Annotated in this window: 13 protein-coding genes; 8 read left to right on the top strand and 5 right to left on the bottom strand. The window is 65.5% G+C overall.

The genetic code is table 11. The features are described 5' to 3' along the window. A partial coding sequence (locus C4S71_RS15750) for an FAD-binding protein (protein WP_103969763.1) occupies positions 1 to 626 on the top strand: 626 nt, incomplete at its 5' end. On the opposite strand, the gene C4S71_RS15745 is transcribed toward C4S71_RS15750, so the two are convergent. The 3 genes from C4S71_RS15745 to C4S71_RS15735 form a co-directional block, all read right to left on the bottom strand. Continuing rightward, positions 620 to 1,285, bottom strand: a complete 666-nt coding sequence (locus C4S71_RS15745) for a TetR/AcrR family transcriptional regulator (RefSeq protein WP_103969762.1) — start codon at positions 1,283 to 1,285, stop codon at positions 620 to 622. The two genes, C4S71_RS15750 and C4S71_RS15745, sit on opposite strands and share 7 nt — an antisense overlap. Before the next feature lie 43 nt (positions 1,286 to 1,328). Continuing rightward, positions 1,329 to 3,380, bottom strand: coding sequence for an NADH:flavin oxidoreductase (locus C4S71_RS15740; protein WP_103969761.1), 2,052 nt, complete (start codon positions 3,378 to 3,380; stop codon positions 1,329 to 1,331). Between the two features lie 63 nt (positions 3,381 to 3,443). Next, positions 3,444 to 3,917: a thioesterase family protein gene (locus tag C4S71_RS15735; RefSeq protein ID WP_086509541.1), complete on the bottom strand. Its 474-nt coding sequence runs from the start codon at positions 3,915 to 3,917 to the stop codon at positions 3,444 to 3,446. Positions 3,918 to 4,137: 220 nt separating this feature from the next. Between C4S71_RS15735 and C4S71_RS15730 the strand changes: the two genes are divergently transcribed. From C4S71_RS15730 to C4S71_RS15700, 7 genes are all read left to right on the top strand, one after another. After that, a complete protein-coding gene (locus tag C4S71_RS15730; protein ID WP_103969760.1) occupies positions 4,138 to 5,721 on the top strand; it encodes an ABC transporter substrate-binding protein in 1,584 nt (527 codons plus the stop codon). Positions 5,722 to 5,787: 66 nt separating this feature from the next. Beyond that, complete coding sequence (locus C4S71_RS15725) at positions 5,788 to 6,768, top strand: ABC transporter permease (RefSeq protein ID WP_086509539.1); 981 nt, start codon at positions 5,788 to 5,790, stop codon at positions 6,766 to 6,768. Then, the gene (locus tag C4S71_RS15720; protein ID WP_103969759.1) at positions 6,765 to 7,733 is read left to right on the top strand and encodes an ABC transporter permease; all 969 of its coding nucleotides are present in this window, start codon (positions 6,765 to 6,767) and stop codon (positions 7,731 to 7,733) included. Before C4S71_RS15725 ends, C4S71_RS15720 begins: the two co-directional genes overlap by 4 nt. Then, positions 7,708 to 8,811: an ABC transporter ATP-binding protein gene (locus C4S71_RS15715; RefSeq protein WP_235014537.1), complete on the top strand. Its 1,104-nt coding sequence runs from the start codon at positions 7,708 to 7,710 to the stop codon at positions 8,809 to 8,811. The genes C4S71_RS15720 and C4S71_RS15715 overlap by 26 nt, the downstream gene beginning before the upstream one ends. Continuing rightward, a complete protein-coding gene (locus tag C4S71_RS15710) occupies positions 8,801 to 9,847 on the top strand; it encodes an ABC transporter ATP-binding protein (protein WP_103969757.1) in 1,047 nt (348 codons plus the stop codon). The genes C4S71_RS15715 and C4S71_RS15710 overlap by 11 nt, the downstream gene beginning before the upstream one ends. Positions 9,848 to 9,860: 13 nt before the next feature. After that, positions 9,861 to 10,622: a sulfite exporter TauE/SafE family protein gene (locus tag C4S71_RS15705; protein ID WP_103969756.1), complete on the top strand. Its 762-nt coding sequence runs from the start codon at positions 9,861 to 9,863 to the stop codon at positions 10,620 to 10,622. Positions 10,623 to 10,653: 31 nt separating this feature from the next. Beyond that, positions 10,654 to 11,073 carry a hypothetical protein gene (locus tag C4S71_RS15700; protein WP_103969755.1) on the top strand — a complete coding sequence of 140 codons (420 nt, stop codon included), beginning with the start codon at positions 10,654 to 10,656 and terminating at the stop codon, positions 11,071 to 11,073. Positions 11,074 to 11,146: 73 nt separating this feature from the next. Here the strand turns inward: C4S71_RS15700 and C4S71_RS15695 are convergent, their stop codons facing one another. Then, positions 11,147 to 13,303, bottom strand: coding sequence for a TonB-dependent receptor domain-containing protein (locus C4S71_RS15695; RefSeq protein WP_103969754.1), 2,157 nt, complete (start codon positions 13,301 to 13,303; stop codon positions 11,147 to 11,149). A gap of 84 nt (positions 13,304 to 13,387) precedes the next feature. Next, complete coding sequence (locus tag C4S71_RS15690) at positions 13,388 to 14,377, bottom strand: LysR family transcriptional regulator (RefSeq protein WP_103969753.1); 990 nt, start codon at positions 14,375 to 14,377, stop codon at positions 13,388 to 13,390. Positions 14,378 to 14,549 lie beyond the last annotated feature (172 nt).

Raw genomic sequence — 14,549 nt, 5'->3', positions numbered from 1 at the left:
CCGCGCTGAAGGACGTCAGCCAGCTCTCCGAGATCGTCGAAGTGGTCGACGCCGACACCTTCAAGCGGCCGATCTACGCCGGCAACGCCATCGCTACGGTGCAGAGCGCCGACAGCCTCAAGGTGATCACCGTGCGCAGCACCGGCTTCGATGCCGTGGGCGAAGGGAATAGTGCCGCCATCGAGAGCGTCGACACGGTGGTGGAGAACCGTCAGTCCGCCTTCGTCAAGCAGGAGCTGGCCCAGAGCGACCGTCCCGAACTGGCAGCGGCCAAGGTGGTCATCTCCGGCGGACGCGGCATGGGCAGCGGCGAGAACTTCAAGCTGCTCGATGGGATTGCCGACAAGCTGGGTGCCGCCATCGGGGCTTCGCGAGCGGCGGTGGATGCCGGCTTCGTGCCCAACGACATGCAGGTGGGGCAGACCGGCAAGATCGTCGCGCCGGAGCTCTACATCGCCGTGGGTATTTCCGGTGCCATCCAGCACCTGGCCGGCATGAAGGATTCCAAGGTGATCGTGGCGATCAACAAGGACGTAGAGGCGCCGATCTTCCAGGTGGCGGATTACGGTCTCGTCGATGATCTGTTCGAGATTCTGCCGGCATTCGAGGAGCGGCTGGATCAGTGACCGGCAGTGCCGGATGCCGCTTGGGTGCTTTCCAGCACAAAGCCATGCCGGGCCTGGAAGCGCTGCAGCTCGCGGGGTTGCGGCGCCTGCCCGGTAAAGATCTCGACATAGGCGGGAATGCGCTGCATGCGGACCTCGAGTGCCTCCTGGGTCTTCATCGAGATGTAGCCGATCTGGGTCAGGTAGATGGTGCGGCCGCGCACGTTGGCTGCCAGCGGCTCGAAGCCGTAGCGCTCGAACATTTTCGTCAGTGCCTCGATGCGCGCCTCGTCGGCCATGTCGATTTCCTTGGCCACCTCATCCGACTGCAGCGCCCAGCTGCGCATGGCGAACTCCAGCGGGGAATCGAAGAGCTCGGGGTCCAGCCAGCAGTCGAAGACGTTGAGGATCGCCTCGGTAATGCTCTCGGCGTAGGCTTCGGTCTGGCGCACCAGGCCCTGGGTGTTCTTCTCCCGCCAGCGTTCGACCAGAGCGTCGAGCAGCGCCTCGCGATCCTTGAAGAACCAGTAGAAACTGGTGCGCGAGACATCGAGCCGCTTGGCCAGCGGCAGGATGCGCACGCTATCCACGCCGGAGTCGAGCAGCAGCTCGAAGGCGGCGTCGAGCCAGGCCTCGCGGGAGCCTTTCCATTTTGCATCGCTGTCAGTGGCGGTTCGCATCTCGGCGCTCTCTCCTTTCTCTAGGCGCTTTTCGTAAAGCGCCTCAGATATCCTTCACCAGCCGCAGGGCATCATAGATTGCCGCATGGGTATTGCGCGACGAAACGGCGTCGCCGATGCGAAACAGCTGGAAGCGGCCTTGCGGGTTGCGCACGACCGCCTGGGGCCGGCCGGCGATCAGGTCGTCGTAGTCTACCTCGCCGCCGTTGCTCGAGTGCGCCTTGAGCTCGAAGTAGACGTCCGCCATCGGCGTGATGCCGTAGTTGACCACCACTTGGTCGATGCGCCGCGCCTGCTCCAGGTCCTGCTTGCCCGGCGATACATAGTCGCTGGTAATACGGGCGAGCAGTTCGCCGCCGTCGCGCTGCACCGACTTCAGCCGGTAGGTCGGGGTGAAGGTGACGTTGGGGCGCTGCAGGGCGCGCATGTAGGGCACCAGGTTCATGGCCATGATCTCCGCCGAGAAGGTGCGGTCGGGGGTCATGATCTCGAGCTCGGCGCCGCTGGCGCCGATGATCTCCGCCGCCTGCATGGCGGCATGATCGCCGGCGTCGTCGAACAGCAGCACGCGTTTGCCCGGCGCCACGTGGCCGGAGAGGATGTCCCAGGTATTGACCACCAGCTCATGGCCGACCGCGGGCTGGTCGTCCATGGGATAGCCGCCGGTGGCCACGATCACCACGTCCGGCTGCTCGGCGAGCACGTCCTCGACCTCGGCCCAGACGTTGTAGCGAATCTCGACGCCGAGCGCCTCGCAGCGTTCCAGGCGCCAGTCGATGATGCCCAGCATCTCGCGGCGGCGCTCGCTCTGGGCGGTGAGACGCACCTGACCGCCGGCGTCGCTGGCGGCTTCCAGCACCACCACCTCATGGCCACGTTCGCCGGCGACGCGGGCGGCCTCCAGCCCCGCGGGGCCGGCGCCGACGATCACCACCCGGCGCTTTTGCGCCGCCTTGGGGATGGTGTGGGGCATGCTGGTCTCGCGCCCGGTGGCGGCGTTGTGGATGCAGTAGGCGGCACCGCCCTGGTAGATGCGGTCGAGGCAGTAGTTGGCGCCGACACAGGGGCGGATCTCCTCTTCGCGCCCCTCGACGATCTTGCGCACGATGTGGGGGTCGGCCATGTGGGCGCGGGTCATGCCGATCATGTCGACCTTGCCCGAGGCGATGGCATGGCGCGCCGTTGCCACGTCCTGAATCTTGGCGCCGTGGAAGGTGGGGAAGTCGACCTGGCGCTTGATCTCGCCGGCGAAGTCGAGGTGCGGGGCGCTGGGCATGCCCTGGATGGGGATCACGTCGGTGAGCCCCGCATCGGTGTCGATGTGACCGCGCACCACGTTGAGAAAATCGATCAGGCCGCTCTCCTTCAGGCGCCGTGATATCGCCATGCCGTCGCTGGCCGTCAGCCCGCCTGCCAGCATCTCGTCGCCGGTGTAGCGTACGCCGACGATGAACTCGTCACCGACCCGCTGGCGAATGGCCCGCAGCACGTCGAAGGTGAAGCGCAGCCGGTTGTCGAGGTCGCCGCCGTAGGGCCCCTCGAGAGTATTGGTCAGCGGTGACCAGAACTGATCCATCAGGTGGCCGTAGGCCTGCAGCTCGATGCCGTCGAGGCCGGCGGCGTGCATGCGCTCGGCGGCATCGGCGTAGTCGCGGATCAGGCGCTCGATGTCCCACTCCTCGACCTGCTTGGGGAAGGCGCGGTGGGCCGGTTCGCGGCGGTGGCAGGCCGATACCGCCGGCAGCCAGTCGCCCTTGTCCCAGCGGGTGCGTCGGCCCAGGTGAGTGAGCTGGATCATCACCGCGGTGCCGTGCTCGTGGCAGGCATCGGCGAGTTCCCGCAACCACGGCACTACCTCGTCCTTGTAGGCCAGGATGTTGTTGAACACCGGTGGGCTGTCCTTGGCCACCGCCGCGGAGCCGGCGGTCATGGTCAGGCCCAGGCCCGCCCGGGCGCGCTCGACGTGGTAGGCGCGGTAGAGCGCCTTGGGCATGCCGTCCTCGGGGTAGGCCGGCTCGTGGGAGGTCAGCATGAGCCGGTTTCTGAGGGTCAGGTGCTTGAGCTGAAAGGGCTGCAGCAGCGGATCGTTGGCCATGCCCGGGCCTCCATCTTGTTGTCTGTCCGACAACAGTAGATGGCAATGTACACTGGTGTCAATTTAGTGTTCAGGTATGTCTTGTCGTGGAATACCGATACGCCTCCCAGCCGCCGCAGGCCAGGCGCCCGCCTCGGCCTGCGGCAGGGTGTCGATCGCATCCGCCACGCCGGACGGAAAGGGCGCGGGGCGGTGGCTGGCCGTATCGATACCCATCAGCATCTGCTCGCTGGTGGCGAGCGTCTCGCCGGCTTCGTCGTGCATGGTGAAGAACACATGCAGGCGCTTGGCGTCGCGGTCGAGCAGCAGCGCCTCGACGACCAGCGTTTGCCCCTGGTGAGCTTCGCGCCGGTAGCAGAGGTGGGTTTCCAGGGTGAAGAGCGTGTAGGCCTGACGCTCGCGGCCCTCGGCATCGAGGCCGATCCGCTCCATCAGGGTGTCCACCGCCAGCGAGAAGACGCGGGCGTATTCGGCATCGTTCATGTGGCCGTTGTAGTCGACCCACTCTGGGGCGACCCGTGTCGTCAGCAGTTTCATCTTCGTTCACCCGAGTTGAATGTTTCCATCTGTAGCCGGTGCGGCGAGGCCGGCCGAGCGGTTTGCCAGGAATCGCTCGCAACACCGGAAATGTAACTGTCCACAGTCGAAATAACGCTGAAAAGCAATCCTAAGGTAATTCTGGCTTTCTTGGCTAAGGTATGGGAGAAACCTCTCCAGGGCAGCTGCCCATCGAACGCTTGATTGAGGAAATAACAACATGCTACCCAAGAAGACCCTACTGGCCACCGCCGTGATCGGCGCCATGTTGGCCACCGCAGCGAACGCCGAAACCCTGCGCTGGACCCGCTCCGCGGACAGCCTGACCATGGACCCCCACTCGCAGAACGAGGGGCCGACCCATTCGGTCAACCATCAGATCTTCGATACCCTGATCTATCAGGACATGGACGTGGCCTACCAGCCCGGCCTGGCCACCGAGTGGTACGTGAAGGAAGACGAGCCCACCGTGTGGGTGTTCAAGATCCGCGAGGGCGTGACCTTCCACGAGGGCCAGTCGCTGACCGCCGATGACGTGGCCTTCTCCATCGACCGGGCGCGCCGCGAGCCCGCCGACATGCGCGGTCTGCTGACTTCGATCTCCGAAGTGCGCGCCGTGGATGACTACACCGTCGAAGTGGAGACCCACGAGCCCAACCCGCTGCTGCCCAACAACTTCACCAACCTGTTCATCATGAGCCGCGAGTGGGCGGAAGAGCACGGGGTGGAAGAGGCGCAGAACTACGCCGCCGGTGAAGAGACCTATGCCGTGCGCAACGCCAACGGCACCGGTCCGTTCCGCGTCGAGAGCCGCGAGCCCGACGTGCGCACCGTGTTCGTGCGCAACGACGACTACTGGGGCATCGACCACTATCCGATGGAGATCTCTCGTCTGGTGTTCACGCCCATCGAGTCGGCCTCCACCCGCGTGGCGGCACTGCTCTCCGGTGAGGTCGACTTCCTCCAGGAGACCCCGGTACAGGACATCGAGCGCCTGGCCAACGCCGACGGCATCAAGAACGAGCAGGGCGCCGAGAACCGCACCATCTTCCTCGGCATGGACATGGGCTCGGCCCAGCTGCGTACCGCCGACACTGACGACAATCCCTTCGCCGACCGTCGCGTACGCGAGGCGATCAACCTGGCGGTGGATGCCACCACCATCCAGCGTGCCGTCATGCGCGGCAACTCCCAGCCGGCCGGCATGATCGCGCCGCCCTTCGTCAACGGCTACAGCGAGGAGATGGACGAGGTTCTCGAGGCGGATACCGCCCGCGCTCAGGAACTGATGGAAGAGGCCGGTTACGGCGACGGCTTCCGCGTTACTCTGCACTGCCCCAACGACCGCTATGTCAACGACGAGCAGATCTGTCAGGCGGTGGTCAGCATGCTGGCGCGCATCGGTATCACCGTGGATCTGGTGGCGCAGACCCGCTCGCTGCATTTCGCCGAGCTGGCGCGTGGCGAGTACGACTTCTACCTGTTGGGCTGGGGCGTGCCCACCATGGATTCCGAGTACATCTTCAACTACCTCTACCACACCAAGGAAGAGAACCACGGCACCTGGAACTTCACCGGCTTCTCCGACGAGCGGGTGGACGAGTTGACCGTGGCCATGGGCCAGGAGGTCGACGAGGATGCGCGCAACGAGATGATCGCGGAAGCGTGGCAGATCGTTCACGACGAGATCGTCTACATCCCGATCCACCATCAGATGCTGACCTGGTCGATGCGTGACGATATCGACTTCAAGGTGCAGAGCGAGAATACACCGCACTTCAAGTATCTGCGTTTCAACAACTAAGCGTCGCGAGGCTCTACCCCCGGCTGCCACAAGCGGCCGGGGGTATCGTCGTTATTTGGTGATCCCATGCTAGCGTTTCTGATCCAGCGCGTACTGCAGGCCATCTTCGTGATGTTCGTGGTAGCGCTCATTTCGTTCTCGCTGTTCCACTACGTCGGCGACCCGGTGCTCAACATGCTCGGGCAGGAGGCCACCGAGGCCGACCGCGCCGCGCTGCGGGCCCAGCTCGGTCTCGACCAGCCGGTGGTGGTGCAGTTCTGGAATTTCATCGTCAATGCCGCTCAGTTCGAGTTCGGCATCTCCTATCGTTCGGCCCGGCCGGTGACCGACCTGATCCTCGAGCGGCTGCCGGCGACCCTGGAGCTGGCCATCATCTCGGCCATCTTCGCCGTGGTCATGGGCATCCTGCTGGGTATCTATACCGCGCTGCGTCGCCGCAGCTGGCTGGCCAATTTCATCATGACCGCCTCGCTGATCGGCGTGTCGCTGCCTACCTTCCTGATCGGCGTGCTGCTGATCTACATCTTCGCCGTGGAGCTCGGCATGCTGCCGGCCTTCGGTCGCGGCGAGACGGTGCGCATCGGCGACTGGTGGACCACCGGCCTGCTCACCACCAGCGGGCTGCGCTCGCTGATCCTGCCGGCCATCACCCTGGGGCTGTTCCAGCTGACCCTGATCATGCGCCTGGTGCGGGCCGAGATGCTCGAGGTGCTGAGCACCGACTACATCAAGTTCGCCCGCGCGCGGGGACTGTCGAAGCGGGTGGTGCATCTGCGCCATGCGCTGAAGAACACCATGATCCCGGTCATCACCATCATCGGTCTGCAGCTCGGCACCATCATCGCCTTCGCCATCATCACCGAGACGGTGTTCCAGTGGCCCGGCGTGGGCGCGCTGTTCATCACCGCCGTGCGTTTCGTCGACGTGCCGGTCATGGCCGCCTACCTGATGATGATCGCGCTGGTGTTCGTGGTCATCAATCTGGTGGTGGATCTGCTCTACTATGCCGTCGACCCGCGGCTGCGCGCCCAGGGAGGTGGCAAATGAGTCAGGACGTTCAGACCCGTGACAGCGCCGTACCCGTCGTGCCGCCCAAGCCGAGCAAGCTGCGTACCTTCCTCGACAGCGACATCGTCTACTCATGGAAGCGTCAGCCGGTGGTGATACTGGCCACCCTGGTGACGCTGACCATGTTCGCCGCCGCGCTGTTCGCGCCGTGGATTGCGCCGCAGAACCCGTTCGATCCGCGTCAACTGGAGCTGATCGACGCCTTCACGCCGCCGATGACCACCTCGGACTTCACCGGCAATTACTACCTGCTGGGCAGCGACAGCCAGGGCCGCGACGTCTTCTCGGCGATTCTCTACGGCTCGCGCATCTCGCTGCTGGTGGGCTTTGCCGCGGTGATCTTCGCCCTGGTGATGGGCACTGCTCTGGGCCTGCTGGCGGGCTTCCGCGGCGGCTGGCGCGACGCGCTGATCATGCGCATCGCCGACGTGCAGCTCACCTTCCCGTCGATCCTGATGGCGCTGCTGATCTTCGGCGTGATCCGCGGCTTCCTGCCGCGCTCGATGCATGCCGAAGTGGCCATCATCGTGCTGATCATCGCCATCGGCCTCTCCGACTGGGTGCAGTACGCCCGCGCGGTACGCGGCGCCACCATGGTGGAGAAGAGCAAGGAGTACGTGCAGGCGGCGCGGGTGATCGGCCTGCCGGCGCGCAAGATCCTGTTCCAGCACATCCTGCCCAACGTGATGCGGCCGGTGCTGGTGATCGGCACCATCGGCCTGGCGCTGGCGATCATCGCCGAGGCCACGCTGTCGTTCCTGGGGGTCGGCATGCCGGCCACCCAGCCGAGCCTGGGCACCCTCATCCGGGTGGGCCAGGATTACATGTTCTCGGGAGAGTGGTGGATCCTACTCTTCCCCGGAATGGCGCTGCTGATGCTGGCGCTCTCCGTCAATCTGCTGGGAGACTGGTTGCGTGATGTCCTCAACCCCAAGCTCCGTTGATAAGGGCTCTGTTAATCAAGCCGCCCCGGTGGCCGGCCACGAGCCTGGCGCCGCGGGTCAGCAGCCGGTCCTTTCCGTACGCCATCTGCGGGTCGAGTTTCCCACCCGCCACGGTACCCTGGTGGCGCTCGACGACGTCTCCTTCGACATCGCTCCCGGCGAAGTGCTGGGCGTGGTGGGCGAGTCCGGCGCCGGCAAGTCGATGACCGGCAATGCCGTGATCCGCCTGCTGGAGCCGCCCGGTCATATCGCTGCCGGTGAAGTGCTGCTCTCTGGCCAGCGCATCGACGACCTGCCCGAGGAGCGCTTCGTGCCGCTGCGCGGACGCCATATCGGCATGATCTTCCAGGACCCGCTGACCAGCCTCAACCCGCTGTTCTCGGTGGGCGACCAGTTGATCGAGACGATCCGTGCCCACTTGCCAATGAACGAGCGCGAGGCTCGCGAGGAGGCGCTCAAGCTGCTGCGCGAGGTGGGCATTCCGGCCCCCGAGAACCGCATCGACAGCTACCCGCACCAGTTCTCCGGCGGCATGCGCCAGCGCGTGGTGATCGCCCTGGCGCTGGCGGCGCGCCCCGAGTTCATCATTGCCGACGAGCCCACCACGGCGCTCGACGTCTCGGTGCAGGCGCAAATTCTCGCCCTGCTCAAGCGGTTGTGTGCCGATCACGGCACGGCGGTGATGCTGGTCACCCACGACATGGGCGTGATCGCCGAGACCGCCGACCGCGTGGCGGTGATGTATGCCGGGCGGCTGATCGAGATCGGGCCGGTGGACGAGGTGATCCGCCACCCGCAGCATCCCTACACCAAGGGACTGATGGCCTCGATCCCCGGGATTGCCAAGCGCCTCGACCGGCTCTACCAGATCGAGGGCGCCATGCCGCGGCTGGCGGCGATTCCCTCGGGCTGCGCCTTCAACCCGCGCTGCCCCCACGCCCAGCAGCGCTGCCGTGACCAGCGGCCGGACCTGATGCCGGCCGGGGGCAGCCGGGCGGCGTGCTGGCTGCACGACCCGGTCGATCCGCTGCCGCCACGGCAGGACGCAGAGGGAGAGGAGGTGAGCCATGTGCGCTGATACGGCAGTGAAGAAGAGCGCCGCGGCGCAGGGCGAGATCCTGCTCGAAGCCCATGATCTGGCGCGCTATTTCGACGTCTCCAAGCCCTGGCTCAACCGGGTGATCGAGCGCAGCGAAAAGCTCACGCTCAAGGCGGTGGACGGCGTGGGCTTCTCCATCCGCCGCGGCGAGACGCTCTCGCTGGTAGGTGAGTCGGGCTGCGGCAAGTCCACCGTGGCGCGGCTGGTGGTGGGGCTCTATGGCCTCACTCGCGGCAAGCTGGTGTTCGACGGCGAGGACATCAGCGACCTGGCCGGGCGCACCGGGCGTCAGGCCGCCAGCGTGCGCAAGCGCTTCCAGATGATCTTCCAGGACCCCTACGCCAGCCTCAACCCGCTGTGGCGGGTGGGCACCATCATCGGCGAGCCGCTGCGCTTCTTCCGCCCCGAGATGAGCAGTGCCGACCGTCGGCGGCGGGTGGGCGAGCTGCTCGAGCAGGTGGGAATGTCGGCCATGGACGCCAACCGCTATCCGCATGAGTTCTCCGGCGGTCAGCGCCAGCGCATCTCGATTGCCCGGGCGCTGGCCAACGAGCCGGAGTTCATGATCTGCGACGAGCCGACCTCGGCGCTGGACGTCTCGGTGCAGGCGCAGATCCTCAACCTGATGCGCGACCTGCAGGACGAGTACGGGCTGACGTACCTGTTCATCAGCCACGACATGGCGGTGGTCAAGCACATGTCGGACCGCATCGCGGTGATGTACCTGGGGCGCATCGCCGAGATCGCCCCGGCCGACCAGCTCTTCGAGAACCCCCACCATCCCTACTCGAAGATGCTGCTGGCCGCGGTGCCGTCGCTGGAGGGGGTGGGCAAGGAGCGCACCGTGATCCAGGGCGAGGTGCCCAACCCGGTGCATCCGCCTACCGGCTGCGCCTTCCATCCGCGCTGCCCGCATGCCAACGAGCGCTGCAAGGCCGAGGTGCCGCGGCTGATCGCGCGCAGCGACGGCAGCGAGGTGGCGTGCCACGGCGTCGAGGAGGGCAGGCTGCCGTGAGGCGTCCGGCTTGATGCTGGAGCTGCTCTCGCCGCTGTCGGCCGGGGTCAACCTGATCCTGGTGCTGCTCTCGGTAGTGACCTCGGCGCTGTCGGCAGCGGCTGGCATCGGCGGGGGCACGCTGTTGATCATCGCCATGGCCCAGGTGATGCCGGCCACGGCGCTGATCCCGGTGCACGGCATGGTGCAGCTCGGCTCCAACGGCGGTCGGGCGGTGATGACCTGGCGGCACGTTCGTCGTGACATCGTTGCCGCCTTCCTGCCCGGCGTGATCGTCGGCGCGGTGGTGGCGGCCTGGCTGTTGATCCGCCTGCCTTACGGCGTGCTGGAGCTGTGCATCGCCGCCTTCGTGCTCTACTCCTGCTGGGGGCCGGGCTTGCCCCAGCGGGCGGTGGGGCGCACCGGCACCGTGATTGCCGGCGCGCTCACTACGCTGCTCTCCAGTTTCGTGGGCGCCAGCGGCCCCATGGTCGCCTCGTTCATCAAGCTCGGCATGAGCGAGCGGCTGCCGCGGGTGGCCACCTTCGCCACCTGCATGACCTTTCAACACGCCACCAAGGCGTTCATCTTCGGCTTTGCCGGTTTCGTCTTCCGCGACTGGCTGGGGCTGATGCTGGTCATGGTCGTGGCGGGCTTCGTCGGCACCTGGCTGGGCCTGCGCCTGCTGAACCGGGTGACCGACCATCGCTTCGACTCTTTCTTCAAGTGGACCCTGACCCTGCTGGCGCTGCGTCTGATCTGGCTGGGCGTGGAACGGCTATTCGGAGTAGGCTGAAGCTAACGCGCTAGCTGCAAAGGAGGCTGCCATGCGCCGCTGCGTTGCTGCTCTATTCTCGATGCTGTTGCTACTGACGGGCTGTGCGGGCACGAGCGATCCACGCGACTACGCCATCCCGCTGGCACCCGACCGACCCTTCGAGGTCATGTCGACGGGAATGCGCTACTTCACCTTCACCCTGCAGGAGCCGACCCGCGTGGTACTGGAAAGCGAGACCTTTCCCTGGGACTCCGCCATGGGCGCGCCCTCGGGAGAGCTGATGAACGCCGAGGGCGAGGTCGTGGAACGTGACTGGCACAGCGGTGTCGACGGCAACTTCCGCATCGAACGTGAACTCGACGCCGGCGTCTGGTACCTGCGGGTGACCACCCCCTACGCGGGTTCCCCTTCAGCGTTGCAGGACCACGACTATCGCTACTCGGTGATACTGCGTATGGCGGATGAATGAGCCCAGTGCACAAGAAAAAGCCCCGGCAGAACCGGGGCGAAGGTAACGATGCGAAACGGCAGGCAGGTGCCGGTCAGAACTCGTAAGTGGCGGAGAGCCAGAAGCTGCGCCGCGGCATGTAAGCGCCGTTGATGGACTGGCCCGAGGTGAAGTACTCATAGGCCGCGAAGGTCTCGCCTTCGTACTCGTAGGTCGTGCCGGTGCCGAAGTCGGTGTCGAGCAGGTTGTAGATGGTGCCGGTCAGCCGCACGTTGTCCGCCACGCGGTAGGTGGAACTCAGGTTGAACAGCTCGTAGCTCTTGAACTTGTCGCCCACGGCGGCGGCGAGAGCGGCATCCTGGGTGCCGGCCTCCGGCGCGGAGGCGAAGCGCTTGCGACCGCTGTAGTGCTCACCTTCCAGGGTGGTGCTCCAGCGCTCGTTGATCTCCCAGCTCACGGCGGCGGTCAGCTTGTGCCGGGGCGCCAGCGTCAGGCTTGCGCCACGCGCTTCATCGGATTTGATCTCGGTATCGGTGTAGGTGTAACCGCCGCGCACTTCCCAGGCAGGGGCGAAACGATAGCGGGCCTCCAGTTCCACCCCTTGGGTTTGCGCTTCGCCGATGTTGATCGCCTGGTCATAGGTGCCGTCGGGAATGGTCGGATGCCCGGTAACGGCACGCTCGCTGGCGGTGACGATGCGATCGGTGAAATCGGTGTGGAAGAAAGTGGCGCCCGCTGAGAAGCCGGCCAGGTTGTCGTAATGCGCGCCGATCTCGTAGTTGGTGCTCTTCTCCGGCTGTAGGTCCGGGTTGCCGATCAGCAGTCTGGCGCCCTGGGCGGTGACGTTATTGATGCCATCCCTCAGTTGGTTGAGCGTCGGTGTCTTGTAGCCACGGCTGACGCCACCCTTCAGGGTCCAGCTGTCGTCGGCATTCCACACCAGATACCCCCGCGGCGTGAAGTGACCGCTGAAGGCGTCGTGGTTCTCGTAGCGGCCGCCCAGGGTCAGCGCCAGGTCGTCACGCAGCCACCACTCATCCTCGATGAACAGCGCCCATTGGGATTCGTCGTAGCTGTCCGGTGCCAGGTCGTCGGTCAGCTCCGCTTCCATGTACTGGCCGCCGAAGGTGAGCATGTGCGCACCGAGGTTGGTGGTGAGCTTGGTGTCGAGTACGGTCTGCTCGTTTTCCAGGGTACGCGGCGAACTGATGATCGGTGCGTGGGGCAGGGCGGGATGCGGCGTGCCGGGCCCCGCGTTGGGGTGCGGAATGGTGCGGCCGACGGTCTCGGTGATGGCGTGGGTCACGCTGCTCTCCCAGGTGCCCGCCGCGAAGCGTCCGGTATGCCCCAAGGCGATCTGGTCGCGGTTGAAGCGCATGTGATCGTCGTAGCCGTAGACCTGGTCGGGATTGTTCGGGTTGCTGCCATCGAGGCTGCCCAGGCGACTGTCGGTGTTGTCGTACCACTGGCGGGCGCGCTCGGCGTCGAGCCAGAACTCGTTGGTGTCGTCCGGCGTGAGGTTCAGGCGTCCGCCGATGGAGTAGATCTCCCCTTCGGCCGGACGTGGGTCGCGTCCCGTACCCTCCATCAGGCGCTCCGACGCACCGCGGTTGTAGACCCGCCCACGCAGCTGCAGGCCCAGGGTCTCCTCGACCAGCGGGCCGGAAGCGAAGACGCTGAGCGCCTGGGAGTTGGGCTCTTCGCGATGCTGCTGGAAGGTGCTCTCGGCGCTGACCGAGCCGCTCCACTCGTTGGCGACACGGCGGGTGATGATGTTGATCACGCCGCCCATGGCGTCGGAGCCGTACAGGGTCGACATGGGGCCGCGAATGACCTCGATACGCTCGATGGCCGACAGCGGCGGCATGAAGCTCGTGGCGGTTTCGCCGAAGCCGTTGGGGGTGACGTCGGCGGCGGCGTTCTGGCGCCGGCCGTCGATCAGAATCAGGGTGTAGTTGCTCGGCATGCCGCGAATGCTGACATTCAGGCCACCGGTCTTGCCCACGCCGGAGCGTACGTCGACGCCGGGAATGTCGGCGATGGCTTCGGCGATATTGGCAAACTGGCGCCGCTCCAGCTCCTCGCGGGTCACCACCGAGATGCTGGCCGGGGCGTCGCGCAGCGACTGTTCGAAGCCGGCGGCAGTCACCACGACGTTGTCGAGGCGGGCGCTATCCTGCGCCTGGGCGGTGAAGGCGAGCGGTGCGCTGGCGACGGCAACGGCCAGAGCGGTGCGACGGGCATGGAGCATGAGATCACCTGCTGAGCATGAAGAATTATCAAATGAAATTAATTATCAAGCGCAGGTGATTCTAATGCCGAAAGTTCCCTTTGCTCAGGGGGAAGACAGGCAACGTTGCGTTGCGCGACTGGCAACACCTTCGCTTCCGGCTACGCTCGTCGGCTCGAGCTGAGGGGTTGGGCTTGGTTGCCATGCGTTCGGTAGCGACTGACGCAGGAAGGCCAGTAGGGCACTCAGCCGCCGCGGTCGGAAGCCATAGGGGTACAGCAGCGTGACCGGCACGGCCGGTGCATCCCACTCCGGCAGGCAACGCACGAGAGAGCCGGGGTGAGCGCGTTCGCGCGCCTGTGCCAACCAGTCGGACATCAGTCCCAGGCCGTGCCCGCTGGCGAGGGCATCGCCATGCAGCATCTGCTGGTCGACGCGGAAGCGCGACTCGGGGGGGCGAAAGTGGAACTCGCCACCTTGCCCACGGTGGGTGAGGGTGAGCCCCTGCTCGGTTTCGCCGAGCAGATCGATCCAGGTGTGCCGTATCAGTTCGCGAGGGTGTTGTGGCTGGCCCTGGCGAGAGAAGTAGTCCGGGTGTCCATAAAGGCCGCGGTGGAGCCAGCCCAGCACCTCCTGGCGCAGTTCGCTGCCGCGCACCTCGCCCAGCCACACGGTCACCGCCTGGCTATCGGCGGTGAGGGTGGGTGTCGTTCCGGTGCGTAGCGTGAGACGTACCTCGGGGTGGACCTTCATGAAGGCGGTCAGCCGAGCGGACAACCAGCTGCGGGCCAGCGCGTTGTGCGCGACCACGTGCAGCTCGCCGCTGACCTCCTCGTTCAACTCTTCCAACGCCTGTCGGCCCTGCTCGGCAAGCTCGAGAATCTGTCGGCAGTAGACATGAAAGGCGTGGCCGGCTTCGGTGGGCAGCAGTCGGTTGGACTGTCGGCGCAGCAGGGGCTGGCCCAACTTTCGTTCGAGCTGGGCGATACGCCGGCTGAGGGTCGACTTGGCTAGGTCGAGAGCTCGTGCGCTGCGGGTCAGGCTGCCGGAACGCATGACGTGATCGAAGGCGAGCAGCTCGTCGAGATCGTACATGGCCATTCCTCGGCGATGAGTGGCATCGAATGCGACAGTGTAAGAGTCGTGGCGATAAATGAAAACGATTCTGGTTGAGTTTCATTGGGTCGAGAGGGCGTTGCAGTTTCCGCAACAAGGTGTTGCATGGCATAGCTTTTCAATTCTTTGTGATAATAATTCGCATTAGTCT

Origin of the sequence: Billgrantia desiderata, from assembly GCF_900108215.1 — a bacterium.
In the GTDB taxonomy this organism is placed as follows: domain Bacteria; phylum Pseudomonadota; class Gammaproteobacteria; order Pseudomonadales; family Halomonadaceae; genus Halomonas; species Halomonas desiderata.
The sequence above is the reverse complement of the archived record's forward strand: the minus strand, read 5'-3'. Positions and strand labels throughout refer to the sequence as shown.

What these genes read in the sequence shown, in the direction of transcription:
- C4S71_RS15745 (WP_103969762.1), bottom strand. Translation starts at nt 1,285, where the DNA reads ATGCGAACCGCCACTGACAGCGATGCAAAATGGAAAGGCTCCCGCGAG.
- C4S71_RS15740 (WP_103969761.1), bottom strand. Translation starts at nt 3,380, where the DNA reads ATGGCCAACGATCCGCTGCTGCAGCCCTTTCAGCTCAAGCACCTGACC.
- C4S71_RS15735 (WP_086509541.1), bottom strand. Translation starts at nt 3,917, where the DNA reads ATGAAACTGCTGACGACACGGGTCGCCCCAGAGTGGGTCGACTACAAC.
- C4S71_RS15730 (WP_103969760.1), top strand. Translation starts at nt 4,138, where the DNA reads ATGCTACCCAAGAAGACCCTACTGGCCACCGCCGTGATCGGCGCCATG.
- C4S71_RS15725 (WP_086509539.1), top strand. Translation starts at nt 5,788, where the DNA reads ATGCTAGCGTTTCTGATCCAGCGCGTACTGCAGGCCATCTTCGTGATG.
- C4S71_RS15720 (WP_103969759.1), top strand. Translation starts at nt 6,765, where the DNA reads ATGAGTCAGGACGTTCAGACCCGTGACAGCGCCGTACCCGTCGTGCCG.
- C4S71_RS15715 (WP_235014537.1), top strand. Translation starts at nt 7,708, where the DNA reads ATGTCCTCAACCCCAAGCTCCGTTGATAAGGGCTCTGTTAATCAAGCC.
- C4S71_RS15710 (WP_103969757.1), top strand. Translation starts at nt 8,801, where the DNA reads ATGTGCGCTGATACGGCAGTGAAGAAGAGCGCCGCGGCGCAGGGCGAG.
- C4S71_RS15705 (WP_103969756.1), top strand. Translation starts at nt 9,861, where the DNA reads ATGCTGGAGCTGCTCTCGCCGCTGTCGGCCGGGGTCAACCTGATCCTG.
- C4S71_RS15700 (WP_103969755.1), top strand. Translation starts at nt 10,654, where the DNA reads ATGCGCCGCTGCGTTGCTGCTCTATTCTCGATGCTGTTGCTACTGACG.
- C4S71_RS15695 (WP_103969754.1), bottom strand. Translation starts at nt 13,303, where the DNA reads ATGCTCCATGCCCGTCGCACCGCTCTGGCCGTTGCCGTCGCCAGCGCA.
- C4S71_RS15690 (WP_103969753.1), bottom strand. Translation starts at nt 14,377, where the DNA reads ATGTACGATCTCGACGAGCTGCTCGCCTTCGATCACGTCATGCGTTCC.